This is a genomic window from Streptomyces sp. NPDC089919 (genome assembly GCF_040684615.1).
In the GTDB taxonomy this organism is placed as follows: Bacteria; Actinomycetota; Actinomycetes; order Streptomycetales; family Streptomycetaceae; genus Streptomyces.
In genome coordinates this window covers 23,905-50,505 of record NZ_JBFBGK010000020.1, presented here as the reverse complement: position 1 = coordinate 50,505, position 26,601 = coordinate 23,905, and the positions used below count along the sequence as shown (strand labels likewise).

23 protein-coding genes are annotated in these 26,601 nt (G+C 75.4%); 7 read left to right on the top strand and 16 right to left on the bottom strand.

Annotated elements, in window-relative coordinates; all coding sequences use genetic code 11:
* Positions 1-22: 22 nt before the first annotated feature.
* From AB0O40_RS11640 to AB0O40_RS11620, 5 genes are all read right to left on the bottom strand, one after another.
* Entirely contained in the window at positions 23-1,087 is a 1,065-nt protein-coding gene (locus AB0O40_RS11640) for a DUF5954 family protein (protein WP_365038551.1), read from the bottom strand.
* An 81-nt stretch (positions 1,088-1,168) separates the two neighbouring features.
* Complete coding sequence (locus AB0O40_RS11635; RefSeq protein WP_365038548.1) at positions 1,169-1,693, bottom strand: hypothetical protein; 525 nt, start codon at positions 1,691-1,693, stop codon at positions 1,169-1,171.
* A gap of 10 nt (positions 1,694-1,703) precedes the next feature.
* Positions 1,704-2,870 (bottom strand): ionic transporter y4hA, encoded by a 1,167-nt coding sequence (locus tag AB0O40_RS11630; protein WP_365038545.1) that lies wholly within the window; start codon positions 2,868-2,870, stop codon positions 1,704-1,706.
* Between the two features lie 183 nt (positions 2,871-3,053).
* Complete coding sequence (locus AB0O40_RS11625) at positions 3,054-4,604, bottom strand: acyl-CoA synthetase (protein WP_365038542.1); 1,551 nt, start codon at positions 4,602-4,604, stop codon at positions 3,054-3,056.
* Positions 4,605-4,618: 14 nt separating this feature from the next.
* A complete protein-coding gene (locus AB0O40_RS11620; RefSeq protein WP_365038539.1) occupies positions 4,619-5,725 on the bottom strand; it encodes a nitronate monooxygenase family protein in 1,107 nt (368 codons plus the stop codon).
* 146 nt (positions 5,726-5,871) lie between these two features.
* On the opposite strand from AB0O40_RS11620, the gene AB0O40_RS11615 reads away from it, so the two are divergent.
* Both AB0O40_RS11615 and AB0O40_RS11610 read left to right on the top strand, forming a co-directional pair.
* Positions 5,872-7,728 (top strand): serine hydrolase, encoded by a 1,857-nt coding sequence (locus AB0O40_RS11615; protein WP_365038536.1) that lies wholly within the window; start codon positions 5,872-5,874, stop codon positions 7,726-7,728.
* Positions 7,729-7,846: 118 nt separating this feature from the next.
* Positions 7,847-8,554, top strand: a complete 708-nt coding sequence (locus AB0O40_RS11610; protein WP_365038533.1) for a YoaK family protein — start codon at positions 7,847-7,849, stop codon at positions 8,552-8,554.
* Here AB0O40_RS11610 and AB0O40_RS11605 read toward each other — a convergent pair.
* The 7 genes from AB0O40_RS11605 to AB0O40_RS11575 form a co-directional block, all read right to left on the bottom strand.
* Complete coding sequence (locus tag AB0O40_RS11605) at positions 8,541-8,843, bottom strand: hypothetical protein (RefSeq protein WP_365038530.1); 303 nt, start codon at positions 8,841-8,843, stop codon at positions 8,541-8,543. The genes AB0O40_RS11610 and AB0O40_RS11605 overlap by 14 nt on opposite strands.
* A gap of 121 nt (positions 8,844-8,964) precedes the next feature.
* Positions 8,965-10,551, bottom strand: coding sequence for an NAD(P)/FAD-dependent oxidoreductase (locus tag AB0O40_RS11600; protein ID WP_365038527.1), 1,587 nt, complete (start codon positions 10,549-10,551; stop codon positions 8,965-8,967).
* A 53-nt stretch (positions 10,552-10,604) separates the two neighbouring features.
* Entirely contained in the window at positions 10,605-12,791 is a 2,187-nt protein-coding gene (locus AB0O40_RS11595; RefSeq protein ID WP_365038524.1) for a tetratricopeptide repeat protein, read from the bottom strand.
* Positions 12,792-12,826: 35 nt separating this feature from the next.
* Positions 12,827-13,744, bottom strand: coding sequence for an oxygenase MpaB family protein (locus AB0O40_RS11590; protein WP_365038521.1), 918 nt, complete (start codon positions 13,742-13,744; stop codon positions 12,827-12,829).
* A gap of 22 nt (positions 13,745-13,766) precedes the next feature.
* Complete coding sequence (locus AB0O40_RS11585; protein ID WP_365038518.1) at positions 13,767-14,234, bottom strand: hypothetical protein; 468 nt, start codon at positions 14,232-14,234, stop codon at positions 13,767-13,769.
* Between the two features lie 79 nt (positions 14,235-14,313).
* Positions 14,314-15,003 carry a response regulator transcription factor gene (locus AB0O40_RS11580; protein WP_365038515.1) on the bottom strand — a complete coding sequence of 230 codons (690 nt, stop codon included), beginning with the start codon at positions 15,001-15,003 and terminating at the stop codon, positions 14,314-14,316.
* Positions 15,000-16,205, bottom strand: a complete 1,206-nt coding sequence (locus AB0O40_RS11575; RefSeq protein WP_365038512.1) for a sensor histidine kinase — start codon at positions 16,203-16,205, stop codon at positions 15,000-15,002. Before AB0O40_RS11575 ends, AB0O40_RS11580 begins: the two co-directional genes overlap by 4 nt.
* A gap of 280 nt (positions 16,206-16,485) precedes the next feature.
* Between AB0O40_RS11575 and AB0O40_RS11570 the strand changes: the two genes are divergently transcribed.
* The 3 genes from AB0O40_RS11570 (at position 16,486) to AB0O40_RS11560 (ending at position 20,191) form a co-directional block, all read left to right on the top strand.
* Complete coding sequence (locus AB0O40_RS11570) at positions 16,486-18,699, top strand: MMPL family transporter (RefSeq protein WP_365038509.1); 2,214 nt, start codon at positions 16,486-16,488, stop codon at positions 18,697-18,699.
* Positions 18,700-18,826: 127 nt separating this feature from the next.
* Entirely contained in the window at positions 18,827-19,498 is a 672-nt protein-coding gene (locus AB0O40_RS11565; RefSeq protein WP_365038506.1) for a pyridoxal 5'-phosphate synthase, read from the top strand.
* Positions 19,499-19,540: 42 nt separating this feature from the next.
* A complete protein-coding gene (locus AB0O40_RS11560; protein WP_365038503.1) occupies positions 19,541-20,191 on the top strand; it encodes a M24 family metallopeptidase in 651 nt (216 codons plus the stop codon).
* 13 nt (positions 20,192-20,204) lie between these two features.
* Here AB0O40_RS11560 and AB0O40_RS11555 read toward each other — a convergent pair whose 3' ends face one another.
* The 3 genes from AB0O40_RS11555 to AB0O40_RS11545 form a co-directional block, all read right to left on the bottom strand.
* Entirely contained in the window at positions 20,205-21,395 is a 1,191-nt protein-coding gene (locus AB0O40_RS11555) for an acyl-CoA dehydrogenase family protein (protein WP_365038500.1), read from the bottom strand.
* Positions 21,396-21,522: 127 nt separating this feature from the next.
* Entirely contained in the window at positions 21,523-22,401 is an 879-nt protein-coding gene (locus tag AB0O40_RS11550; RefSeq protein ID WP_365038497.1) for a ketose-bisphosphate aldolase, read from the bottom strand.
* The gene (locus AB0O40_RS11545; protein WP_365038669.1) at positions 22,398-23,306 is read right to left on the bottom strand and encodes a sugar isomerase; all 909 of its coding nucleotides are present in this window, start codon (positions 23,304-23,306) and stop codon (positions 22,398-22,400) included. The genes AB0O40_RS11550 and AB0O40_RS11545 overlap by 4 nt, the downstream gene beginning before the upstream one ends.
* A 211-nt stretch (positions 23,307-23,517) precedes the next feature.
* Between AB0O40_RS11545 and AB0O40_RS11540 the strand changes: the two genes are divergently transcribed.
* Positions 23,518-24,297 (top strand): DeoR/GlpR family DNA-binding transcription regulator, encoded by a 780-nt coding sequence (locus tag AB0O40_RS11540; RefSeq protein ID WP_365038666.1) that lies wholly within the window; start codon positions 23,518-23,520, stop codon positions 24,295-24,297.
* A gap of 310 nt (positions 24,298-24,607) precedes the next feature.
* Positions 24,608-25,558 carry a LysR substrate-binding domain-containing protein gene (locus AB0O40_RS11535; protein ID WP_365038494.1) on the top strand — a complete coding sequence of 317 codons (951 nt, stop codon included), beginning with the start codon at positions 24,608-24,610 and terminating at the stop codon, positions 25,556-25,558.
* A gap of 9 nt (positions 25,559-25,567) precedes the next feature.
* On the opposite strand, the gene AB0O40_RS11530 is transcribed toward AB0O40_RS11535, so the two are convergent.
* Positions 25,568-26,506: a LysR family transcriptional regulator gene (locus AB0O40_RS11530; RefSeq protein WP_365038491.1), complete on the bottom strand. Its 939-nt coding sequence runs from the start codon at positions 26,504-26,506 to the stop codon at positions 25,568-25,570.
* Positions 26,507-26,601: the final 95 nt, after the last annotated feature.

Below are 26,601 nucleotides of genomic sequence, written 5' to 3'. Positions count from 1 at the left end.
ATCCGCGCGGTCCGGGGCGGGTTCAGTCGTCGGGGAGGACGGTGCCGTCCTCGTCGAGGGTGGGGTGGATGCGCTCGGGCGGCTGGGTGTTGGTGTCGGAGGGGCGGGGGGTCTCGGGGCCGTCGGGGCCCCAGCGCAGCAGGCGGCGGGTGCGGCCGATCCGGTACACGGCGCCCTGGAACTCCAGGCGGTTGACCCGGCCGGCCCGGAGCCGGTCGGCGGCCTCCGCGTACTCGGCCAGCTCGGCGGCGGCCGCGGCGTCCGCGGTGAAGGTCCGGGCGTCGGCGTGGAGTTCGGTGAGCGGGATCAGGTCCCGCATCCGCGGCCACATCCAGGTCAGCGTGAAGTCCAGGGCCCGGCGGGCCGCGTGGGCGCTGACGTGGGGGCCGTTGACCGGCGTCCAGCCGCCCTCCTTCTGCTCCACGACCGAGAAGGTCGCGGGCAGCAGCAGCACGTCCGGGTGGCTGGTCAGGGCCCGCTCCGAGTCGGCGCGGACGTCCCGGGGGAAGCGGGCACCGGTGTAGGCGAGGGTGGCCACCGCCAGGACCTCCGCGGCCTGGGAGGGGGTGCGGGGCGCGAGCGGATCGAGCACCAGGCCGTCGTCGACCTTCGGTTCGGCCGCGCCGCGGCTCCAGTCGGGGACGGGCGGCTCCGGGTCGGTGGGCCGGGGCGGTTCGATCCCGTCGGGGCCGGTGGCGGCGTACTCCTCGGCGCGGACGACCCGGTAGCGGGCGTCCCCCACGGCGAGGTCGTCGACCCGCTCGCGCTCGAGCCGGGCGACCGCCGCCAGCAGCGCCCGCCGCTCCGCCCGGTCCTGCGCGTCGTCCTTGGCGCGGTACCACAGCCGTGAGTTGAGGGAGTCCCGGGCCTGCTGCGGACAGCCCAGCGTCACCGGCACCACCACCCGCCAGCGCGGGGTGTCGTCCGGCTCCTGGACGGCCACCCCGAACAGCGGTCCGCGGACGGCGAGTCCGGTCGTGGCCGCCGCGGCGTCCACCGCGTCCGCCTCCATGGCGGCCTCCACGGGCTCCACCGGCCGCCGCACGATCACCGGCCAGCGCCCCGGCCCTGCTTCGCCACGTTCCATGCCCCCATCGTGCCGACTCCGCCCCGCCGCCGCGCCCGCTTTCCCGATTCCCCGCCCCTACGGGTCGCCGGACGGCCGGGTTCAGAACGGGTCGTTGATCCCGAGGTCGGCGCGCAGGGCGGTACGCAGGGTGCGCAGCAGCGGCCAGACCGCCTCCCGCGCCTCCTCGGCCGTCCCCAGGTCCTCGCCCCCGGCCGGCTCCCCCCGCTCGATCCGCTTGAGCCGGCCGTATACGTCGTTCAGCGCCCGGTTGGCGGCAGCTGCCGGGGCCAGCACCGAGTGGGGGGCGATCATCTGGGCCTCCGAATAGCGGTCCCGATGCGCGGCCTTGGCCGCCTCCAGCGCGGCCCGGTCCGCGTCCGTGGGGGCGCCCGCCCGCAGCACGAACAGGTACGTGCCCAGGGCGGTGGTGAACTGCCGGGCGTCCCGGTTGAGTTCTCCGTAGCAGGCGCGACGCAGGGCCAGCAGCTCGCGCGAGGCCTCCTGGTCCCGGACCAGCTCCAGCTCGCGGCGCCGGCCGCGTTCGGCGGCGCGCTGGGTGAGCAGCGAGCCGCCGAGGGTGCCGGTGACGCCCGCCACCGCGATCAGTACCGCCCCTAGATCCATTCGGGTGATGTTACGGACTGACGGCGAGGAAGAGGTAGGCGGCCAGGATGACCAGGTGGATGCCGCCCTGGAGGAGGGTGGCGCGGCCGGGGACGATGGTGAGGGCGCCGACCACGACGGTGAGGGTGAGCAGCACCATGTGGGTCGGGCCCAGGCCCAGGACCAGCGGGCCGGAGAGCCAGACGGAGGCCAGGGCGATGACCGGGATGGTCAGGCCGATGCTGGCGATGGCCGAGCCGAGGCCGAGGTTGAGGGAGGTCTGGACGCGGTTGCGGCGGGCGGCCCGGACCGCGGCCAGGGTCTCCGGCAGCAGCACGAGCAGGGCGATGATCACACCGACCACGGCGTGCGGGAGACCGGCGTCCGCGACCGCGGACTCGATGGTGGGCGAGACGGCCTTGGCGTTGCCGACCACCGCCACCAGCGCGACCACCAGCAGGCCGAGGCTGATCAGCGCGGCCCGGGCGGTGGGCGGCTCGGCGTGGTCCTCGTCCTCCTCGGCCGGTCCGGCGCCGGCCGCGGGTCCGGCGCCGGCCGGCTGCCCGGTGGTCGTCGGCCGTGCGGTGTCCGCCGCCGTGGCGACGGGCAGGAAGTAGTCGCGGTGGCGGACCGTCTGGACGGCGACGAAGAGGCCGTACAGGCAGATGGACGCACCGCCGGCGAACGCGAGCTGGGCGGTGGAGAACTCGGGGCCGGGCTTGCTGGTGGTGAAGGTGGGCAGCACGAGGCTGAGGGTGGCGAGCGTGGCGACGGTGGCGAGCGCCGTCCCCGAGCCCTCGGCGTTGAAGACGGCGACCCGGTTGCGCAGGGCGCCGACCAGCAGGGACAGTCCCACGATGCCGTTGCAGGTGATCATCACGGCCGCGAAGACCGTGTCCCGGGCCAGGGTGGAGGTCTTGTCCCCGCCGTCGGCCATCAGGGTGACGATCAGGGCGACCTCGATGACGGTGACCGCGACCGCCAGCACCAGCGAGCCGAAGGGCTCCCCCACCCGGTGGGCGACCACCTCGGCATGGTGGACGGCCGCGAGGACCGCCCCCGCCAGGCAGAGGGCGACCACCGCCACCGCGAAGCCGGGCAGGTCCCTGCCCCAGCTGAAGACGAGCGCCACGAGGGCGATGACCGGGACCACGACGGTCCAGTCGGTGACGGGTGACCTGGTTGCTGCCTTGCTCATGCCGTCACGCTGCCACGCCCGCCCGGTCCGGGGCGCGGGGCGCGCCGCCGGACCGGGGACGGGTGGGCATGGTCACACGCGGGCGCCCGGCCCGGCCGCGGGCGCGGCATCCGCCCCGCCAGGGCCGCACCGGGGGCCCCGGCCAGGACCAGGGCCCCGTCCCCCGCGCCGTCCGTCGGCCCGTCACATGGCCCGGTCGTGCCCCTCCCAGTACGGGTCGCGCAGCCGCCGCTTGTACAGCTTGCCGTTGGGGTCCCGGGGCATGGTCTCGATGAAGTCGACGGTCTTGGGCCGCTTGTACCCGGCCAGCTGCCGCTCGCAGTGGGCCAGGATCTCGGTGGCCAGCGGCTCGCCCGGCAGGTAGCCCTCGGCCGGCTCGACCACGGCCTTGACCTCCTCGCCCCAGTCGGCGTTCGGTATCCCGAAGGCCGCGGCGTCCGCGACGGCCGGGTGGGTGAGCAGCGCGGACTCGATCTCGGCGGGGTAGATGTTGACCCCGCCCGAGATGATCATGTCGATCTTGCGGTCCCGCAGGAAGAGGTAGCCCTCCTCGTCGAGCAGCCCGAGGTCGCCCACGGTGAAGAAGTCCCCGATGCGGTTCTTCCGCGTCTTGCCCTCGTCCTTGTGGTAGCTGAAGCCGCCGGTGCTCATCTTCATGTAGACGGTGCCCAGTTCCCCGGGCGGCAGCCGGTTGCCGTCGTCGTCGAAGACGGCCAGTTCGCTGATGGGCCAGGCCTTGCCGACCGTACCGGGCTTCTTGAGCCAGTCCTCGGCGGTGGCGAAGGCGCCGCCGCCCTCGCTGGCCGCGTAGTACTCCTCCACGCAGGTGCCCCACCACTCGATCATGGCGCGCTTGACGTGGTCCGGGCAGGGCGCGGCGCCGTGGATGGCGTGGCGCATCGAGGAGACGTCGTACCCGTCCTTCGTCGCCTGGGGCAGGGCGAGCAGGCGGTGGAACTGGGTGGGGACCATGTGCGTGTGGGTGGCGCCGTGCCGGTCGATCAGCCGCAGCATCTCCTCGGGCGTCCACTTGTCCATGACCACGAGCGGGTGCCCGATGTGCAGGGCCGCGCCCGCGAACTGGAGCACCGCGGTGTGGTAGAGCGGCGAGCAGACCAGGTGGACGTTGCCGTCGAAGGGGCGGATGCCGAAGATGCCGAGGAAGCCGCCGAGGTAGGTCTCCTCCGGGAGCTTGCCCTGGAGGGGGCGCCGGATGCCGCGGGGGCGGCCGGTGGTGCCGGAGGTGTAGTTCATCACCCAGCCGAGGGTGCGGTCGGCGGGCGGTCCGGCGGGCTGCCCGTCGAGGAGTTCGCCGTACGGACGGAAGCCGGGCACGGTGCCGACGGCGTACCGGCGCCCGGCGGGCAGGGCCGCCTCGTCGGCGGCGGCCACGGCCGCCTCGGCGAAGCGTTCGTGGGCGATGAGCACCTTGGCGCCGGAGTCGGCCACGATCCAGGCGATCTCGGGTCCCACCAGGTGGTGGTTGACCGGGACGAGGTAGAAGCCGGCCTGGCTGGCGGCGAGGTAGGCGGTCAGGAACTCCACGCCGTTGGGCAGCACCACGGCGAAGGAGTCGCCGCGTTCCAGGCCGGCCGCGCGCAGGCCGTGGACCAGCTGGTTGACGGCGGCGTGCAGCCGCCCGGCGGACCACTGCTCTCCGTTCGGAGCGGTGAGCACGATCCGGTCCGGTGCTTCCTGGGCCTGGGCCCAGAAACCGTTGGGCTTGTCGGTCATGGCGGGTGCTCTCCTCAGCCTCGTCCGGCGATGCGGTTGATGCGGTCGACGGCCTGCTCGAAGCCGCGGGTGAGGTCGTCGAAGACGGCCTGGACGCTGCGTTCGGTGGTCATCCGGCCGACGATCTGGCCGACCGGGGTGCCGAGCAGCGGCTGGACCTCGTACTTCTGGATGCGGGAGACGGCCTCGGCGACCAGCAGGCCCTGGAGGGGCATGGGCAGCGCGCCGGGTCCGGTGGGGTCGTCCCAGGCGTCGGTCCACTCGGTGCGCAGCTGGCGGGCCGGCTTGCCGGTCAGGGCGCGGGAGCGGACGGTGTCGCCGGACCCGGCGGCCAGCAGCTTCTCCGTCAGGGCCCGCGAGTGCAGTTCGGCCTCGGTGGTGGTGAGCCACAGGGAGCCGAGCCAGGCGCCCTGGGCGCCGAGGGCGAGGCCGGCGGCGATCTGCTCGCCGCTGCCGATGCCGCCGGCGGCGAGCACCGGCAGCGGGGCGACGGCCTCGACGACCTCGGGGACCAGGACCATGGAGGCGATCTCGCCGGTGTGGCCGCCGGCCTCGTAGCCCTGGGCGACCACGATGTCGATGCCGGCCTCGGCGTGCCGGCGGGCGTGCTTGGCGCTGCCGGCCAGCGCGGCGACGAGGACGTCGTGCCGGTGGGCGCGCTCGATGACGTCCGCGGGCGGCGAACCGAGGGCGTTGGCGAGGAGCTTGATGGGGTAGTCGAAGGCGACGTCGAGCTGGTTGCGGGCGACCTGCTCCATCCAGCCGGTGATCCGCCAGCCGGAAGCCTCGCCCTCGGCGAGTTCGGGTACGCCGTGCTTGGCGAGGGTGTCGCGGACGAACTCCCGGTGGCCCTCGGGGATCAGCGCCTCGATGTCGGCCTCGCTGATGCCGTCCACGGCCTTCTTGGCGGGCATGACCACGTCGAGGCCGTAGGGCTTGCCGTCGGTGTGCGCCTGCATCCAGTCCAGGTCGCGGGCGAGGTCGTCGGGGGCGGTGTAGCGCACCGCGCCCAGGACGCCGAAGCCGCCGGCCCGGGTGATGGCCGCGGCGACCGCCGGGAAGGGCGTGAAGCCGAAGATGGCGTGCTCGACTCCCAGTTTCTTGCTCAGCTCCGTCTCCATGGGCGGCAGGATGCCGCAGGGCGGCGGGCGAGGGAAGAGATTTTCTGATGCTGTGTCAGATTCTTTGCGGCCCGGTCGGCGCGGGGCCGGGCCGGTGGGCGGGCAGATACTGGGGGACGCGCCGCGGCGGAGGAGGAAGGCCGGTCATGGGTGGAGACACGGGCGGGGTGAGCCGCCGGAGGCTGGGCGGGCGGCTACTGGCGCTGGGCGGGCTGCTGATGGCGGGGTCGCTCCCGGGACCGGCCGCCGCACACGGGCCCGGCCGGGGCCGCGGCGGGGGCTTCCGCCCCGCCGGGAGCCCGCCGGCCGGTGGCCGGGACCGGCACGGCTGGGGCGGCCCGGGCGGCTGGCGCAGCCTCCGCTACGGGCCCGGGCAGGGCGCCGGACTGCTGGAGGCCCACCTCGATGAGGCGCTGGCCGAGGCCCGCCGCTTCCTCGGCCCCTCGCCGGAGCACCCCTGGTACGCGGGCGGGGTCGTGCTGGCCGGACGGGGCCGGACGGTCGCCCTGCACGAGGCCTTCGGCGACGCGCTGCGGTACGCCGACTACGACGGGCGCACCGACACCGCGCGCGAACTGCCCGCCGCGGAGCGGATCCCGGTGCAGCGGGACACGGTCTTCGACCTGGCCTCGCTGACCAAGCTCTTCACCTCGCTGCTGGCGGTGCAGCAGATGGAGCGCGGGGCGCTGGAGCTGGAGTCGCCGGTGGACCGGTACCTGCCGGAGTTCACCGGGGGCGGCAAGGAGGACATCACGGTGCGTCAGCTGCTGACGCACACCTCGGGCCTGCTGTCCTGGGTGCCGTTCTACCGGGAGAGCACCCGGGAGGGACAGTTGCGGCTGCTGTGGTCGGTGCGGCCGCAGGAACCGCCGGGGACGGTCTACCGCTACTCGGACCTGAACCTGATCGCCCTGCAACTGCTCCTGGAACGGATCACCGGTCACCCACTGGACGCCCTGCTCCACGACGAGATCACCGCTCCGCTCGGGATGCACCGCACACGCTTCAACCCCCCGCTCTCCTGGCGCCCTTCCATCGCCGCCACCGAGGTGGCCCGGCCGCCCTGGTCGGGCCTGGACCGGGGCCTGGTCTGGGGACAGGTGCACGACGAGAACGCCCACACCCTGGGCGGGGTGGCCGGGCACGCCGGCGTCTTCGGCACCGCCTGGGACCTCGCCGTGCTGGCCCGCACCCTCCTCGACGGCGGCGCGTACGGCGGCACCCGCATCCTGTCGGCCGCCTCCGTCGAACTCCTCTTCACCGACTTCAACACCGCCTTCCCCGGCGACGACCACGGCCTGGGCTTCGAGCTCTACCAGCACTGGTACATGGGCGCCATGGCCACCCCGCACGCCGCCGGCCACACCGGCTTCACCGGCACCTCCCTGGTCCTGGACCCGGCCACCGACACCTTCCTGATCCTGCTCGGCAACTCGGTGCACCCGGTGCGCACCTGGCGGGCCGGCAGCGCCCCGCGGGTGGCCGTCGCCAACCGGCTGGCCCGGGCCGTCCCGGTGCGCACCCCGCACGGTGGCCCGGCCTGGTTCTCGGGCATGGCCACCGGTGGCAGCGGCACCCTCACCCTGCCGCCGCTGGGCCCGCTCGGCCCGGGCGCCCGGCTGCACTGCGCGCTGTGGTGGGACACGGTGCCGGAGCAGGGCGCCGTACACCTGGAGGCCTCCACCGACGGCGGCGGCAGCTGGACGGCCGTGCCCTTCCGCACGACCGCCGTCCGCGGCACCGCCGGCCAGCAGTTCCCCGACGGCTCCGCGGACGGCTGGTCCGGCCGCGTCTGGCACCGGCTCGAAGCCCCCCTCGGCCTCTGGGGGCGGGCGCCCGTCCGGCTCCGCTTCCGGCACCGGGCCGAGGGCAGGTACGTGGGCCGGGGCGTGTACGTCGACGCCATCCGGGTCCGCGCCGGCGGCCGTACCGTCTTCGCCGAGGACCGCCCCGCCGACGCCGCCCGCCTCGAAGCCGTCGGCTGGACGCGCTCCCCCGACTGAGCGGACCGCTCCCCCGCCCGCCGGACGCCGGGGCGCGCCGCCGCCCGGCCCGGGCCCGTCCCCCCGACACTGTCTCCCGTACGGGCGGCCGTACCGGAGCGGGCACGCGGGAGGCGCGGTGGCACGTGCGGCACAGCCGGTGGTGTGGCTGAGCCCGCTGATGGCGGTGCTCACCCTCGCCACCGGGATGATCGAGGCGGCCAGCCTGCTGGCGCTGGGGCCGGTCTTCACCGGGATGCAGACGGGGAACGTCCTCTTCCTCGCCTTCGGACTGCTCGGCCAGGGCGGCCTGTCGGTGGTGGCCCCAGCCGTCTCACTGGGCGCGTTCGTGGCGGGCGCGGTCCTGGGCGCGCGGGTGGAATGGCGGCTGGAGGAGGCCCGGCAGCGGTGGTTCATCGCCGCCGTACTGACGGAGGCCGTCCTCGTGGCGGTGGCGGCCCTGACCGCCTGGGGCCTGGAGCCCTCGCACGGCATGCCCACGGCCCGTCACCTCACCACCATCGGCGTGCTGTCGGGCGCCATGGGGCTGCGCAACGTCACCGCCATGCGGGCGGCGGTACCGGACATGCCGACCACGCTGGTGACCCGGGCGATGACCGCCTTCCTCGGCGGCTCGCTCCTCGGGCACGACCCGTCCTTCGGCCACACCACCGCCGCGAGCCTGCGGCGCGCCGCGTCGGTGGCGGCGATGTTCGCGGGCGGCGCGGCGGGCGCGGCCTTCGTCCGCCTCCACTGGCCGCTGCACCTGCTCCTGCTGGCCGCCGCCGCGCTGGCGCTGCTGGTGGCCCTGGCCACCAGCAGGCGCCCGCTGCTCACGACCCACTGAGGCCGTCGGAGCGGACCGTGCGCTGGAAGTCGGGGCCGTCGAGGTGGGCCATCACGTACGCGTACTCGTCGGGGTGCCTCGCCACCCGAGCCAGCGCCCAGGCGGTCCGGGCGTCCATGCCCGGGCCGAAGCCGTCGGCCAGCCGCCTGGCCTGCCGGGTCGTCAGCGGCGCGAGAACCCACCGGGCGAGGCTGAACCTCACCCGGCCGGCGGCCGTGCGCCGTGAGCCCGGGACGTCGAGATAGGACCCGCCCCCGGAGGCGGGGTCGGGCGTGTCCGCAGCAGTCACGCAGCCGAGTCTCCCGACGCACCCCGCCCCCGGACCGCCCACCCGCCCGGAGATCACCGGGACGAGCGGCCGCCCCGCCGACGGGTTGACGCCGCCGGGGCGGGGGCGAGGGCCAGCCCGGTCACCTCCCCAGGGCCGCCATGGCCGCGTTGTGGCCCGGGATGCCGCTGACTCCGCCGCCGCGGGGGGCGCCGGCGCCGCAGAGGAACACGTTGGGGTGGGCGGTGGCCACGCCCCAGCGGCCGGTGCCCTCGGCGGCCTCCGCGTACGGGAAGGCCAAGTCGCGGTGGAAGATGTGGCCGCCCGGCAGGCGCAGTTCGTGCTCCAGGTCGAGCGGGGTCTTGGCCTCGATGCAGGGCCGGCCGTCGGCGTCCAGGGCCAGGCAGTCGGCGATCGGCTCCTCGAGGTGGGCGTCGAGCTGCGCGAGGGTGGCGGCGAGCAGCTTCTCCCGGGCGCCGTCGTTGTCCTCGGCGAACAGCCGGGCGGGCGCGTGCAGTCCGAAGAGGGTCAGGGTCTGCCAGCCGGCCGCGGCCGCCTCGGGGCCCAGGATGGACGGGTCGGTCAGGGAGTGGCAGTAGATCTCCGAGGGCGGGGCGGCCGGCAGCTCGCCCGCGGCGGCCTGCGCGTAGGCGGTGGCCAGTTCGCGGTAGCCCTCGGCGATGTGGAAGGTGCCGGCGAAGGCCTCGCGCGGGTCCACGGAGCGGTCCCGCAGCCTCGGCAGCCGCCGCAGCAGCATGTTGACCTTCAGCTGGGCCCCCTCGGCCGCCGGCCCCGCGGGCTCCTCGCCGAGCAGCCGCGCCAGCGCCTGCGGGGAGGCGTTCACCAGCACCTGCCGGGCGGCGACGTGGCCCTCGCCGTGCGCGGTGCGGTAGGTGACGCCCGCCTCGGCCGCGCCGTCGGTGTCGATGCGCAGGGCTTCGTGGCCGGTGCGGATCTCCGCGCCGGCGGCCCGGGCGGCGTCGGCCAGCGCGGTGGTGAAGGCGCCCATGCCGCCGACCGGCACGTCCCAGTCGCCGGTGCCGCCGCCGATGACGTGGTAGAGGAAGCAGCGGTTCTGGAGCAGGGACGGGTCGTGGGCGTCGGCGAAGGTGCCGATCAGCCCGTCGGTGAGGACCACCCCGCGCACCAGGTCGTCGGTGAAGCGCTCCTCCACCGCCCGGCCGAGCGGTTCCTCGAACAGCATCCGCCAGGCGTCCTCGTCGCCGATCCGCTCGCGCAGCGCGGCCCGGGTGGGCAGCGGTTCGGTGAGGGTGGGGAAGACCCGGCCGGCGACCTTGCGGGTGGTCTCGTAGAACTCCGCCCAGCGCGTGTACTCCCGGTCGGAGCCGGTCAGGGCGGCGAAGGCGGCGCGGGTGCGGTCCGCCCCGCCGCCGACCAGCAGGCCGGTGGGCCGCCCGTCGCGGACGGCGGGGGTGTACGAGGAGATGGTGCGCCGCCGGACCGCGAAGCTCAGGCCCAGGTCGTCGACGATGGTGCGGGGCAGCAGGGAGACGAGGTAGGAGTAGCGGGAGAGCCGGGCGTCGACGCCGGCGAAGGGGCGCGTGGAGACGGCCGCGCCCCCGGTGTGGTCCAGGCGCTCGAGGACCAGGACGCTGCGGCCGGCGCGGGCCAGGTAGGCGGCGGCCACCAGGCCGTTGTGCCCGCCGCCGACGATCACGGCGTCGTAGACGTCCTGGGCCGGCCGGGGGGACTCGTCGGGTGCGGTCATGGCTCTTCGTAACACGGCCCGCGGGCCGTCCACCAGAGGGCCACACCGGCCGGTCAGGCGCCCGCGGGGGCCGCGCCGCCGTGGGCGGGCACCGCGCCGCGCAGCGCGGCGATGCGCTGGTGCAGCGCGGTGGCCTCGGCGGGGCGGCCGGCGTGGCCCAGGCAGTACGCGCGGTCCGCGAGCGCGGCCAGCGTCTCCGGGTGGGTGGGGCCCAGGGCGCGTTCGCGGGCCGCGGCCACCTCCTCGTACCCGGTCAGCGCCTCGGCCCAGCGGCCCAGCCGTCCCAGGGCCACCGCGGCCTCCCGGCGGCTGAGCTGGGTGTCGGGGTGGTCGGGTCCCAGGACCGTCGCCCGCAGGGCGGCGACCTGGCGCGCTTCCTCCAGGGCGGCCTCCCACCGGCCGAGGCGGCCGAGGTTGACGCCCAGGCCGTGCCGGGCGCGCAGGGTCTCCGGGTCCCGGGCGCCGTAGCCGCGGGTGCGGTCGGCGGCCAGGGCGCGGTAGTGCTCCAGGGCCTCCTGGCTGTGGCCCAGGCGGCCGAGGCTGATGCCGATCTCGTAGCGGGTGGCGAGGGTGTCGGGGTGGTCCCGGCCCAGGGTCCGCTCGCGGGCCCTGGCGACCTCGCGGTAGCCGGCCAGCGCCTGGGTCCAGCGCTCCAGCTGGCCGAGGGCGTACGCGGCCTCGTACCGGCTGGTGAGCGTGTCGGGGTGGTCGGCGCCGAGCACCCGGGTCCGGGCCCCGGCCACCGCGTCGAGCAGCAGGTACGAGTCCTCGGCGCGGCCGAGCCGGGCCAGGGTGAGGGCGAGGTTGTGGCGGCAGCGCAGGGTGTCCGGGTGGTCGGCGCCCATCACCCGGTCGCGCAGGGCCAGTACCTCGGTGTACAGCGCGTGCGCCTCGGCGTGCCGGTCGAGCCGGCCGAGGACGAAGGCCATCTCCTGGCGGGCCGCGAGGGTGTCGGGGTGCTCGGCGCCCAGGGCGTCCCGGCGGGCCCCGGCCACCGCGGCGTACTCGGTCAGGGCGTCGGCGGGGCGGCCGCCCCGGGCGAGGGCGTGGGCGTGCTCGTAGCGGGCGGCGAGGGTGCCGGGGCGCTCGGGGCGCAGGGAGCGCAGCCGGGCGGTCACGCGGGGGTCGGCGGGCGCGGTCGGCAGGGGGTCGCCGGCCTGGCCCGGCCCGGCCGGAGGCGTCGTCCCGCGGGTCCAGAAGGCCGTCAGGGCGTCCAGGGCGCGCACCCCGGCCGCCGCCGCGCCCTGCGGGTCCACGGGCGGCAGCGCGGCCTTGGGGCCGGCGTACATCTGCCGGGCCCAGTGCGGCAGCGGCGGACCGGCCGGCTCCGCCGTCCCGGCCGCGGGCCGGTGCGCCACCGGCGCCCCGTGCGCGGTCCCGGCGCCACGGCCCTCCACCAGCCGGCGGTGCAGCAGCCGGGCGTCCCCCGGCCGCTCCTCGGGGCACTTGGCGAGCAGGTCGAGGACGATCCGCTCGAAGTGGCCGGGCAGCTCGGGCCGGTGCTCGCGCGGCGGTACCGGCGCGGTGTCGCGGTGGCCGACCAGGACCGACCAGGAGTCCCCCAGGTCGAAGGGGGGCGCGCCGGTGGCGATCTCGTACAGCACGCAGCCCAGCGAGTACAGGTCGCTGCGGTGGTCGACCTCGGAGTCGGCGATCTGCTCGGGGGACATGTAGTGCGGGGTGCCCATGGCGACGCCGCCGCCGTTGAGCTTGGCGGTGAAGCCGATGTCGTGGGCGAGGCGGGCGATGCCGAAGTCGCAGATCTTCACGGTGCCGTCGCTCAGCCGCATGATGTTGGCGGGCTTGAGGTCGCGGTGGACGATGCCTTGTTCGTGGGTGTACGCGAGGGCGGCGGCGACCTGCTCGGCGATGTCCAGGACCTCGTCCACGGGCAGCGGCCGGCCCTTGGACTCCTCCATGACCTGGCTGAGGTTGCGGCCGTCGAGGAGTTCCATGACGAGGTAGAGCAGTCCGCCGGAGGCGCTCTCGTCGCCGAAGTCGTGGACGACGGTGACGCCGCGGTGCTGGAGCGAGGCGGCGACCCGGGCCTCGCGGCGGAACCGCTCGCGCAGGACCTGGGTGAAGTGCGGGTCCCGGTCGGGGCCGAGCGGCTTGAGGCATTTGACCGCTACGTGCCGGCCCAGCGACTCGTCACGGGCGCGCCAGACCTCGCCCATGCCGCCGCGCCCGATCAGGTCGATCGGTCGGTACCTGCCCTGTATCAGTCTCTTTTCAGCCACTTCCGCCATCGCGTCTTGCCGCCCCCGTCGTCGTGCTACGCCCTCCCCGGCCGGTCCAGTATGGCCGCCCCTCTTCGCAGTGTGTACGTCGAGGGACGCGCTGTCGGCCCCAGACGGGCCATTGCCTTCAAGATGTGACCCGGCGGCAGCTGCCAGCGTAGGCGGGCGGGAATGCTGCGCAACACGAGGCCGGTGAGGCGCAAGCGCCTGGTCACGGCGGCGGCCGGCGGTGCGGGCCGGCCGTACATGCGGTGCGCCCACTCGGGCAGCGTGCCGTACGCGAGCCCGGCGAGGGGCCGCCACAGCAGGGCGCGGGCCGGTACCAGCAGGGCCGGCACGGGCAGCCGGCGCAGGAAGGCGTCGACCTCCCGGGCGTCCGGCCCGGCGGCGAGATCCGGCCGGATCCGGTCGAAATAGGCCGCGAGGGCGGCGGTGTCGGCCGGCACCGTCGCGGGATCCAGCCCGACCATGCGGGCGTTGACCCGGTTCTCGTCGACGTACCGGTCCGCCTGCTCCGGGGTGAGCCGGACCCCGGACCGGCGCAGCACGTGCAGGAAGGAGTCGATCTGGGCGCAGTGCACCCACAGGAGGAGTTCCGGGTCGTCGATCCGGAACTCCTCGCCGGTGGCGGGGTCGGTGGCCCGCAGCCGGGAGTGCAGCGCGCGGACCCCGGCGCCCGCCCGCTCGGCGGCCTCGGTGGTGCCGTAGGTGAGGGTGCCGACGAAGTCGGCGGTGCGCAGCAGCCGGCCCCAGGCGTCGCGGCGGAAGTCGGAGTTGGCCAGCACCCCGCGGACGGCCCGGGGGTGCAGGGCCTGGAGGTAGAGGGCGCGGACGCCGGCCAGCCACATCACGGGGTCGCCGTGGCAGTTCCAGGTGACGGAGTGCGGGCCGTAGAGCCCGGGGTCGGCCGGGGTCGGGGCGCGCCCTCCGCGGTGTGCCGACGCTGCGCTCATGCCTGCCCGCCTCCTCCCCCGGTCACTTGCAGGCCAGGCCCGGCCCCTGCGCCGGTTCGAAGGCCAGCGGGGGCTGGCCCGCCGTCTCGAAGACCGCCACCTGGTCGGACTCCAGCTGGACGTACCCCGGGGCGTAGTCCCGGGCGGTCCAGTCCACCCGCGGGCCGGCCACCTCCGACGGGAAGTCGGTGCGGATCTGGACCAGTCGCCAGTACCGGCCCGAGAACTTCAGCGTACTGATCCCACAGTGGGTGAACAGGTCGAAGCGGTACCAGGTGCCCACGACGGCGCGATCCGGTCCCTGTTGCGGCTGGTCCGGGTCCACCGCGCCCGGTGCCGGGCGCTCCTCCCCGGCGGAGCCGTCGGCGGACGAGCCCTCGGCGGTGCCGGCCTGGGCGGCGGTGGCGCAGCCGGTCACGGCCAGGGCGGCGACGAGGAGGAAGGGGACGAGCCGGCGCACCGGCGCCGGCCGGGTGGTGGAGGCGGTCATGGGGGGAGCCTTCCGTGCGGGACGGTGATGCGGATGGGACGCACGCGGCGCGCAGCCGGTTCCGCCCACCGTCCGCCGCTCACCCGTCCGGCGGCCCGCCGGCGGTCACCAGACCCGATTCGTAGGCGGCGATGACGGCCTGGGCGCGGTCCCGGACGGCCAGCTTGTCGAAGATGCTGGTGATGTGGTTCTTCACCGTGGAGAGGCTGATGTCCAGGGTCCGGGCGGTCTCGGCGTTGTCCAGGCCGGTGGCCATCGCCCGCCACACCTCGACCTCGCGGGGCGTGAGCTCGGCGAACCCCTCCGCCAGCGGCCGGGCGGCCTCCCGCGGCGGCCGTACGTAGGTGGCGATCAGCCCGGTGAGCAGCCGGGGCGCGACCACGGCCTCGCCGGCGTGCACGGTGCGGATGGCCGCGCTCAGCTCCTCCGGGGAGCTGTCCTTGGGCAGGAAGCCGCAGGCCCCGGCGCGCAGCGCGCCCACCACGTACTCGTCGAGGTCGAAGGTGCTCAGGGCCAGGACCCGGCTGGCGGGGACCGTGTCGGCGAGCCGGGCGGTGGCGGCGACGCCGTCGAGGACGGGCATGCGGATGTCCATCACCACCACGTCCGGGCGCAGCCGCCCGGCGAGTTCGACGGCCTGCGCGCCGTCCTCGGCCTCGCCGACCACCTCGAAGTCCGGGTCGGGCGAGAGGATCAGCGACAGCCCGCGCCGGACCAGCGACTGGTCGTCGACGATCAGCACCCGGATCGGCGGGGACGGCTCGGTCATCGGGCGGCCTCCTGACGGGGGCGGTCCGCCGGCACGGGCGCGCCGCCCGGTACCGGCAGCTCGGCGCGGACGGCGAACCCGTCGGCGGTGGGGCCCACGGTGAGGGTGCCGCCGTGCAGGGCGACGCGCTCGCGCATGCCGACCAGGCCGTGCCCGGGCCGGCCGGCGGGCTGCTTCTCCGCCCCGGCGCCGTCGTCCCGCGCCTCGACCGTGACCCGGTCGTGGTGGTAGGTCAGGCGGACGCTCGCCCGGCTCGCGCCGGCGTGCTTGCGGGTGTTGGTCAGCGCCTCCTGCACGATCCGGAAGACGGTCAGGGCGGTGGTCGGCGGCAGCGGCCGGGGCGGCCCGTCGACGGTGAACTCGGTCGGCAGGCCCGCGAGCCGGGACTCGGCCAGCAGCCGGTCGAGGTCCTCGATGCCCGGCTGGGGTCCGGCGGGCCCGGTTTCCGGCTCGTCGTCGGCCCGTAGCACGTCGAGGAGTTGGCGCATCTCGGCGAGGGCGAGGCGGCCGGAGGACTCCAGGGTGACCAGGGCGTCCCGGGCCACCTCCGGGCGGGCCAGGTTGGCGCGGGCGCCGCCCGCCATCAGCTGCATGGTGGTGATGTGGTGGGCGACGATGTCGTGCAGCTCCCGGGCGATGCGCCGGCGTTCGTCGGCCACGGCCCGGTCGGCGAGGAGCCGCCGGTGCGCCGCGACCTCCCGCTGCCGGCGCTGCACCGCCACGCCGGCCCCGGCGACGATCCCCGCCGACAGGAACGAGGAGACCACGTCCGTCCAGGTCGGGGGGCGACCGCCGGCCTGGCTCAGCACGGCGAGCAGGGCGGTCGCGACCGCGGCCACCGCCGTCACCGCCCCGCGGCAGGCCCGGGCGACCGAGTACACGGCGACGACCAGGGTGGCCCCGAAGTGGCCCGGCAGCGGCATGGTCACACTGGCCGCCACGTCGAGCGCCAGGACGGCGGCGAGCACCGCCACCGGACGGCTGCGCCGGGCCAGCAGCGGTACGGCGCCCAGGGCCACGAGGAGGAAGCCGGCCACGGTCACCCCGTGTCCCGTGTCGGGGCCGGTGAAGAGCACGTACCCGAGGACGTTCAGCACGCAGGCGCCGCCGGTGACCAGGGCGTCGTTGCGGGCCCAGGGCGGCTCGGCGTCGTCGGGGCGCGGCGGCGCGGCGCCGCCCGCGGTCGGTGGGCGCATGGGCATCTGGGGTCCCCCTGTCTCCGGCCGTCTGGTCCCCCGGCTGGGCCGGCCTCCCCGACAGCCTTGCACAGCCGCGACGGTGGCGGTGACCTGGGACGACGGTCGGGACCCGGGCCCGCGGCCGGAGTAGGACCCAGGTCCTGGTCGGCCGTCCGGGGCGGGAGCGCGGGCCCCCGGGCGGATCATCCGCCGCCACGACGCCGGGCGGGGTCACCGGCTGATGGGCTGGGAGCAGGCCGGAAGACCCCGGCCGATCCCCTGCGAGCCGTCCCCGGAGGACTCCTTGATACGCGCCCTGACCCGCTTCGCCACCAGGCATCCATGGAAGATCATCGCCGTGTGGGCGGTGCTGGGCGTCGCGCTGGCCGGTGTGACGCCGGTCCTGACGGCCCGGGTCACGCAGAGCCAGACCGGTGACTTCCTGCCCCGCGAGTACGACTCGGCCGCCGCCCTGCGCATCGCCGAGGAGCGCTTCGGCGCGGACCCGGACGCCGTCACGGTCACGGTGCTGGTCGCCAGGAAGGACGGAGCCCGCCTGACCGCAGCCGACCACGAGAAGGTCGCGGCCGGGGCGGCGCGGCTGGGGAAGCGGCGGATCGAGATGCCGCGCGAGGACGACATGCCGTCCTTCCTGGTGCCCGACCGCTCCCAGACCCCCCGGGTCGCCACCGCGATGACGGCTCCCGACGGCCGCTTCGCACTGCTCTCCGTGGCGCTGACCGGCAACGCCGCGGACGAGGGGGTGCAGGGCGTCTTCCGGGCCTTCCGGGACACCGCCCGCAGCCAGTTCGCCGAGGCCGGGCTGCGCACCGGCTTCACCGGGCCGCTCGCCGACGGCGTGGACACCGCCGACTCCCACAAGACGGCCTCGACCATCGGCAGCGCCCTGATCATGGGGCTCATCGTGCTGCTGAACGTCCTGGTGTTCCGCAGCCTGCTGGCGGCGGTGCTGCCGCTGCTGGCGGTCGCCCTGATCAGCGGGGTGGCCGGCGGGGCCGTGGCGGGCGCCGCGATGCTCACCGGACTCCAGCTCGACGCGGGCACCCCCGGCCTGATCGGGGTGGTGCTGCTCGGCATCGGCGTCGACTACTTCCTCTTCCTGCTGTTCCGCTTCCGCGAGCAGCTGCGGTCCCGGCCCGGGCAGCCGGCCCGGGAGGCCGCCGCGCAGGTCTGCGGACGCGTGGGCACCGCGATCACCTCGGCCGCCCTGACCATCGTGGCGGCGTTCGCCACCCTGGGACTGGCGAGCTTCGGACAGTTCCGTTCGATGGGACCGGCGATCGCGGTCGCCGTCCTGGTGATGCTGCTCGCCGGGCTGACGCTGATGCCGGCGCTGCTGGCGGCCGCCGGGCGCCGGATGTTCTGGCCCTCCCGCTCCCTGCGCCGCGAGCCGCCGGCGGGCATCGCCGCCCGCTTCGGCGCGGCGGTCGCCCGGCGGCCGCTGGCGATGGCCGCCGCCTCGGTGGCGCTGCTCGCCGCGCTGGCCGCGGGGCTGGTGGGCATCCGGATGGACTACGGCCTGCCCGTCGGCGGCGAGCGGACCCCCGCCGCGGCCACCGCGGCCGAGATCTCCCGCTCGCTGCCGGCCGGGGTCTCCGACCCGGCGAGCGTCTACGTCCTGGCCGAGCCCGGCGACCGGCTCACCGCGGGGCGGCTGGGCGGGCTGTCCCGGGCGCTGGCCGGGGTCGACGGGGTGGGCCGGGTGGCCCCCGCCGTGCTCGACGGGGAGCGCCGGGCCGCCCGGATCGACCTGTACCCGACGCCGGCCCCCGGCAGCCAGGAGGTCCGGGACCTGGTCTCCGGGCCGGTCCGGGAGACCGTGGCCCGGCACGCCCCGGCCGGTACCACCGCCCATGTGGGCGGCACCGCCGCGATCTTCGCCGACGTGTCGGCGGCCGTGGACCACGACCTGAAGGTCGTCTTCCCGGTCGCGGCGGCCCTGATCGCGCTGATCCTGCTGCTGCTCCTGCGCAGCCTGCTCGCGCCGGTGGTCCTGCTCCTCTCCGTCGGGCTGGGCTTCGCCGCCACCCTGGGCGCCGCCACCCTCGTCTTCCAGCACGGCCTCGGCGAGCCGGGCGTCGCCTTCACCCTGCCGCTGGTGCTGTTCCTCTTCGTCGTCGCCCTGGGCACCGACTACAACATCCTGATCACCGACCGGATCCGGGAGGAGATGCAGCGGCCGGGCCCGGCCCGGGCCGCGGTGGCCCGCGCGGTGCGGCACACCGCCCCGGCGGTGGCGACGGCCGGACTGGTGCTGGCCGCCTCCTTCGCGACCCTGGCGACGACCCCGGGCAGCCGGCAGATCGCCTTCGCGATGGCGCTCGGCATCATGCTCTCCGCGATCGTCCTGTCGCTGGTCCTGGTCCCCGCGCTGGCCGTGCTCTTCGGGCGGGCGCTGTGGTGGCCGGTGCACCGGACGGCCGGGCCGGGACACGCGGCGGGCCCGGACGGGGCGGACCGGCCGCCCGCCCCGCAGCGGGAACCGGCTTGTCACTAGCTCCAAATCGAGAACCGGCCAATGCCATGCGATCTGGCTGTTGCACCAAGCATCTGCGAGACAATTGTCGATTGTCGACCGCAGATGCAAGATGACCCCTGGTGATTCCGGACGGAGGGGGCGGCAGATGGGCGAGCGAGACCACGCCGGTTCCGTGGGCGGCTGGCTGCGCGGCATCGAGGTGTTCGCGGGGCCCCTCCCGGAGTTCGTGCCCGAGGAGGCTCCGGACGACCCGGTGCGGCTGTTCCTCTTCTGGCTCTCCGACGCCGTGGCGGACGGGGTGCGCGAACCGCACGCCACCGTCCTGTCCACGGTCGACGAGGCCGGGGACCCGGACGCCCGGGTGCTGCTCCTCAAGAGCGTCGACGCGTCGGGATGGCAGTTCGCCGGGCACGGCTTCAGCCCGAAGGGCCACCAGCTCGCCGTCCACCCGCGGGCCGCGCTGACCTTCTACTGGCCCGAGCACGGCCGGCAGGTCCGGCTGCGCGGGCCGGTGCGGCCCGGCTCGGCGCGGGAGAACGCCGCGGACTTCCTCGACCGGTCGCCCGCCGCCCGCGCCGAATCCCTGCTGGCCCGCCAGAGCCAGTACCTCGCCGACCCGGCGGAACGCGACCAGGCGCTGGCCAAGTCCCTGGCCCTGGTCGCGCGGGAGCCCTCGCTGGTCGACTCCGCCTGGACGCGGTACGCCCTGGAACCCACGGTCGTGGAGTTCTGGCAGGCCGCGCGCGACCGCGGCCACGTCCGGCTGCGCTACGAGCGGACCGGCCGGGGCTGGGAACGCTGCCGGCTCTGGTCGTAGGTCCATCGGTACGCGGTACGAGGAAGCAGGGGAACGGACGTCATGGCAGCACCCGACCGGTTCGACGAGCAGCTGCGCGCCCTGGCGCTGGTGGAGGAGGAACGGCGGGCCGGGGCAGTGTTCTTCGAAGCGGTGGCCCGGGGTCTGGTCGCCCCGGGCCGCAGTGAGCGCGAGGTGGAGAACCTGGTCTCCTCGCTGGCCCGGGAGCTGTCCGGCCCGCGGGTCCGGCCGCCGCTCCCGGTGGTCCGCTCGGGCCCCCACACGCTGCTGCCGCCGGGCCGGGAGCCGGCGGTGGACCGGCTCCTCGACGAGGACGACGTGGTGGTCGTCGCCCTCGGCGCCGACTTCGCCCGGACCCTCGTCCTGGGCGGCGACCCGGCCAGGCGCCGTCTCCTGGACGACCTGCCGGCGGTGTACGGCGCCGCCCGCGAGGCCTACCGCGCCGACCCCGCCCTGACCGGCCGGCACCTGCACGCCGAACTCGCCGCCCGCGCCTCGAAGGCCGGCTGGACCCTGGCCGACACCCCCTGCGCCCACCTGGCGGGCACCGCCGACCACCCGTCCCCGGACACCCCGCTCCACCGCACCACCCCCGACGGCTGGCGCGCCCGGTGGACCCTCACCCTCCACCTCACCACCCCCACCGCCGACTTCGCCGGCACCTACACCCGCCCCCTGAACCCGACCGGCTGACCCGGCGCGGAGGTCAGCGGCGGACTCGGGGCATGCCGAGGCCTATCCAGGAGATGATCTCGCGCTGGATCTCGTTGTTGCCGCCGCCGAAGGTGAAGATGACGGCGGAGCGGTAGCCGCGTTCGAGTTCGCCGTGGAGGACCGCGCCGGCGGAGCCGTCCTTCAGGGGGCCGGCCGCGGCGACCACCTCCATCAGCCAGGCGTAGGCGTCGCGGCGGGCCTCGGAGCCGTAGACCTTGACGGCGGAGGCGTCCTGGGGGGTGAGGGTGCCGTCCTGGACGGCGTTCACCATCTGCCAGTTGAGGAGCTTCATCGCGTCGAGGCGGGCGTGGGTGCGGGCCAGCCGGCCGCGGACCCAGCCGAGGTCGATGACCCGGCGGCCGTCGGCGAGCTTGGTGTCGGCGGCCCAGCGCTGGACGTCGTGCAGGGCGCGGATGGCCATGGTGCCGTGCGCGGCCAGGGTGACGCGTTCGTGGTTGAGCTGGTTGGTGATCAGGCGCCAGCCCTTGTTCTCCTGGCCGACCCGGCGGGAGGCCGGGACCCGGATGTTCTCGTAGTAGCTGGCGGTGGTGTCGTGCGAGGCGAGGGTGTTGATGACGGTGCAGGAGTAGCCCGGGTCCGCGGTGGGGACCAGGAGCATGGTGATGCCCTTGTGGGCGGGGGCCTCGGGGTCGGTGCGGACCGCGAGCCAGACCCAGTCGGCGGTGTCGCCGTTGGTGGTCCAGATCTTCTGGCCGTTGACGACGTACGTGCCGCTCTCCTCGTCGCCCTCGCGCACCGCCCGGCACTTGAGCGCGGCCAGGTCGGTGCCGGCGTCCGGCTCGCTGTACCCGATGGCGAAGTCGATCTCGCCGGAGAGGATCCGCGGGAGGAAGTACGCCTTCTGCTCGTCGCTGCCGAACTGCATGATCGTGGGGCCGACGGTGTTCAGCGCCATCAGGGGCAGCGGCACGACCGCCTGGGCGGCCTCGTCGAAGAAGATGAACTGGTCCATGGGCGACAGGCCCCGGCCGCCGTACTCGACCGGCCAGCTCACGCCCAGCCAGCCGTCCGCCCCCAGCCGCCGGATGGTCTCGCGGTAGAAGCGCTTCTGCGCGGCCGGGTCCTCGTAGCGGGCGTAGACGTCCTCGGGGACCAGCTCGGCGAAGTAGGCGCGCAGTTCGGCACGCAACCGCTGCTGTTCTGGCGTGTATTCCAGGTGCACGGCCCCTCCAGGAGTCTCACGTGGCGTACCGGGGCCGGGCCCGGGCCGGGTGGTACCCGGCCGGGGCCCCGGCGGCGCACAGAGTAGAACCTGTTCCAAGAATCCGGAAGGGGCGCGTGACGCGCCGTCAGACCCGGACGCCGGCGGCGGGGCTGTTCACCCCCAGGGCGGTGATCAGGTCGGCGGCCGTGCGGACCATGGCCGCGCGGCCCTCGGAGAGGTACTTGCGGCTGTCCACGGCGCTCGGGTGGGCGGTGAGGTAGGCCCGGATCGCGTCGGTCATGGCGAGGTTGAGGGCCGTCCCGATGTTCACCTTGCTGATGCCGCCGGCCACCGCGGCGGCCAGTTCCACGTCCGGCAGCCCCGAGGAGCCGTGCAGGACCAGCGGGACCTCCAGCGCCCCGGACAGCCGTGCCAGCAGCTCGCGGTCGACGGCCGCGGTACGGGTGGTCATGGCGTGCGAGGTGCCCACGGCCACCGCCAGCGCGTCCACCCCGGACTCGGCCACGAACCGCGCCGCCTCCTCGGGGTCGGTACGGGCGCCGGGCGCGTGGGCGTCCAGGGCGGCGGCGCCGTTCTTGCCGCCCACCTCGCCCAGTTCGGCCTCGATCCACAGCCCGCTCGCGTGCGCCCAGTCGGCGGCCGCGCGGGTGGCGGCGAGGTTGTCGGCGTACGGCAGGTGCGAGGCGTCGTACATCACCGAGCCGAAACCGGCGTCGGCGGCCTGGCGCAGCAGCTCCTGGCTCTTGACGTGGTCCAGGTGCAGGGCGACGGGCACGGCCGCGGCCTCCGCGGCGGCCACCGCCGCCCGGGCCAGCGGCAGCACCCGGCCGTGCCGGTACTTCACGGCGTTCTCGCTGATCTGGAGCACCACCGGGGCGGCGACCGCCTCGGCGCCGGTGATCACGGCCTCGGCGTGCTCGAGGGTGATGATGTTGAAGGCGGCGACGGCGCCGCCGGCCGCGGCCGCGCGCGCGACCAGCTCTCCGGTACCGACGAGGGTCATCGGCCCTCCCCCGCGAGGATGACCGAGCGGGTCAGGTGGCGGGGACTGTCGGGGTCCAGCCCCCGGACGGCGGCGACGGCCAGCGCCAGCCGCTGCGCGCGCACCAGCTCGGCGAGCGGGTCGAGGGTGCCGTCGATCCAGCGGGCGCCGGTGGCCCGGACCTGGTCGGCCAGGCCGGCCGGGGCGCGGCCGAACATCATCGTGGCGCCGCCCTCGGTGGTGACGCTGATGGGGCCGTGCCGGTACTCCATGGCCGGGTAGGCCTCGGCCCAGGACAGCGAGGCCTCGCGCATCTTGAGGGCCGCCTCCTCGGCGATGCCGCAGGACCAGCCGCGGCCGAGGAAGGTGAACTGGCGGCAGCGCTCGAGCCCTTCGGGCAGCGGCTCGGCGAGGGCGGTGAGCGCGTCCTCCACGGCGTACTCGGGGTGCGCGCCGACGTGCGCGCGCAGCAGGGTCAGGGCGGTGGTGGCGAAGCGGGTCTGCACCACCGACCGCTCGTCGGCGAAGTCGAGGACGACGAGGTCGTCGGCGAGGGAGGTGACGGGGGTGGCCGGATCCCCGATGACGGCGGTGGTACGGGTCTTCCCGCGCAGCCGCTCCAGCAGGTCCAGCACCTCGGTGGTGGTGCCCGAGCGGGTCAGGGCGATGACCCGGTCGTAGCGGCGGCCCACGGGGAACTCGGAGGCGGCGAAGGCGTCGGTCTCGCCGTGGCCGGCGGCCTCGCGCAGGGCGGCGGCGGCGCGGGCCATGAAGTAGGAGGTGCCGCAGCCGGTGATGGCGACCCGCTCGCCGGCGGCGGGCAGGGCGGCGCGGTGGGCGGGGGCCGCGGCGGCGGCGCGCTCCCAGCATTCGGGCTGGGTCGCCAGTTCGCGGGCGGCGTGGCTGGTGGCGGCCGGGGCCGTCACGACGGCGACATCGGCGCCGAGGTCTGCACTCACGTCTGCACTCATTCCTGCGGGACTCCCTTGGATGCTCGTTCTTGCAAGTTAGCCTGTGGTTTCGCGCAACTTCAAGCATCTCTCTCAGGTTTCGCCGGGATAGGGTGCTCTCCTACCGGGACACCTGCCCCCTGAGGTGCACCCAGAGTCGTCCAAGGAGAGGATGGGAACCCCTTACATGTCCCGCGACGCGCGCTGGAAGACCCTGCTGGACCTGCTCGTGGAGCGCGGTCGGCTCGACGTGGAGGCGGCAGCCGAGGCCCTGGGCGTCTCGGCCGCGACCATCCGGCGGGACTTCGACGAACTGGCGGACCAGCAGTTGCTGGTCCGCACCCGCGGCGGGGCGGTCCCGCACGGCGTCTCCTACGAACTCCCGCTGCGCTACCGGGGATCGCGGCAGGCGGCGGAGAAGCAGCGGATCGCCGCTGCGGTGGCGGAGCTGATCGTGCCCGGCGAGGTGGTCGGCCTGACCGGCGGGACCACGACCACGGAGGCCGCCCGGGCGCTGGCCGCCCGGCCGGACCTGGCCAACGGCTCACCGGCCCTGACGGTGGTCACCAACGCCCTCAACATCGCTGCCGAGTTGGCCATCCGGCCCCAGTTCAAGATCGTGGTGACGGGCGGGGTGGCCCGGCCGCAGACCTACGAGCTGATCGGCCCGCTGGCCGACGGGGTCCTGGGCCAGATCACCCTGGACACCGCGCTGTTGGGGGTGAACGCCTTCGACCCGGAGCACGGCACGGCCGCGCACGACCAGGACGAGGCGGCCATCAACCGGCTGCTGTGCGAGCGGGCCCGCCGGGTGGTGGTGGCCACCGACTCCAGCAAGCTGGGCCGGCGGGCCTTCGCCTCCATCTGCCCCACCGAGCAGGTGGACGTGCTGGTGACCGACGCGGGCGTGGACCCGCAGACGGCGGAGCGCTTCCGGGCGGCCGGGGTCGAGGTGGTCACGGTCTGAGGGTCGCCCGACCGGTCCGGCCCCGCGTACAACCAACCGGGGCGGGCACGCGTCCTTCCTGTGGGTGCGGCGCGCCGCGAGCGGTTCGCGACATGCCGAGGGCCCCGGCCGCTGCTGCGGTCCGGGGCCCTTCGCGTCCCCAGAAGGCGCTTCTGCGGCGCGGGCGCGCCGCCTTTCCGTCTGAACCCCCGTACAAGACGGTCGGCGGGATGTGGTCACGCCCGCCATAAGGATCGATCAGGCCCCCGACCAGGAACAATGCCGAAAGCTGCAACAATCGGTCATCCTGGGTTACCGATAGGAGTGAACGGTGCTGGAGCGGCACGAGATGGACGGCTTCCTGGCCCTGGCCGAGGAACTGCACTTCGGCCGGGCGGCCGACCGCCTGCTGGTCTCCCGCGCCCACATAAGCCAGACCATCAAGAAGCTGGAGCGCCGGATCGGCGCCCCGCTCTTCATCCGGACCAGCCGCCGGGTCAGCCTCACCCCGCTCGGACAGCAGCTCGCCGAGGACCTGGCGCCGCACCACAAGGGCATCGAGGAGGCGGTCCGGCGAGCCATCGACACGGCGCACGGCACCACCGGGACGCTGCGGGTGGGGTTCGTGGGAGCCCTGTGGGGGCAGTTGTTCGTGGACGCCGCGGACCTGTTCCGCGCCGGTCACCCCGGCTGCGAGGTACGGCTGAGCGACGTGCCCTTCGGCGAGGCGCAGGAGCCGGTACGGTCGGGGGCGCTGCACCTGATGAACGCCAGCTTCCCGGTCCGGGAGGACGACATCGCCTGCAGCCCGCCGCTGGTGCGCGAACCGCGGCTGCTGGCGATCTCCTCACGCCACCGGCTGGCGGGGCTGCCCGCGGTCTCCTTCGAGCAGCTGGCGCGGGTGACGATGCTCAGTACGCCGACCATGCCGGACTACTGGGCGAAGGAACGCACGCTCCGGGAGGGCCCCACCGACCTGCCGCCGCCCCCGCCGGGCCCGCAGGTGGCCTCCCTCCAGGAGGGCCTGGCCCTGATCGCGGCGGGCAAGGGCGCCTTCCCGGTCGGCGCGCAGGTCACCCGCTTCTACGCCCGTCCGGACATCGCCTACGTCCCGATCACGGACGCCCCGCCCCTGGAATGGGGCCTGGTCTGGAAGTCCGGCGCCGACACCCCGCTGCTGCGCGACTTCCGCCAGGCCGTCGAGGAGGTCATCGCCCGCTGCGGCGACCACTTCGCCCACCGCATCGGTCCGTCCGGACAGGAGCCGGGGTCGATGGCGTAGACGATCTGCCTAGGCGGACTCCCGCGGGCCGGGCGGGGCCGGGGAGAGGCCGGTGGCCTCCTGGCGGAGGGCGTCGAGGACGGGGCGGAGCAGGGGGTGGGACTCGGCCCCGCGCCGGGTGGCGGCCAGCACGCGGCGGGTGGCGGCCGGGCCGGTGACCGGGCGGACGACGGTGTCCTTGAGCTCCATGCCGCGCAGCGCGGACCGCGGTACGAGCGCCACGCCGGCCCCGGCGCCGGCCAGCGCGACCACGGCCCGGAAGTCGTCGGAGGAGTGCACCAGGCGGGGCTGGAAGCCGGCCAGTTCGCAGGCGGTGGCCATGACGTCGTGGCAGGGGTTGCCCGGGTACGGGCTGATCCAGTCGCTGTCGGCGAGCTCGGCGAGGGCGACGGTGGGGTGCATGCTCAGCGGGTGCGAGGCGGGCAGCACGGCGTCGAAGGGCTCGGCGTACAGGGGCACCAGCGAGAGCCGGGCGTCGTCGGCGCCCGGACCGCCGCGGTACTCCACGGCCAGGGCCAGGTCGGCCTCGCCATCGAGGAGCATCGGCAGGCTCTGGTCGCCCTCGGCGTCCCGCACCCGGACGCGGATGCCGGGGTGGGTGTGGGCGAGGCGGGCGATGGCGGGGGCCAGGACCTCGGCGATGCCGGTGGCGAAGGCGGCGACGGTGACCTCGCCGGCCGCGCCGCCGGCGTAGGCGGCGAGCTCGGCCTCGGCGCGCTCCAGCTGGGCCAGGACCTCGTGGGCGTGCGCGACCAGGATCTCCCCGGCGGCGGTGAGCCGGACCCCGCGGCCGCTGCGGGACAGGAGGGCGTGGCCGGTCTCCTGCTCGAGCGCGGCGAGCTGCTGGCTCACGGCGGAGGGGGTGAGGTACAGGGCCGCCGCCGCGGCGGTCACCGTACGGTGGTCCGCCACGGCCCGGAGAATACGGAGCCGCCGGGGGTCGATCACCCCACCATTGTGACAGGCGGGGCCCTTGTGCCGCCCCACCCTTGCCAGGGCACGGCCCCGCCCCTCCAGCCGCGCGGCGCGCAGCGTGTGCCGTC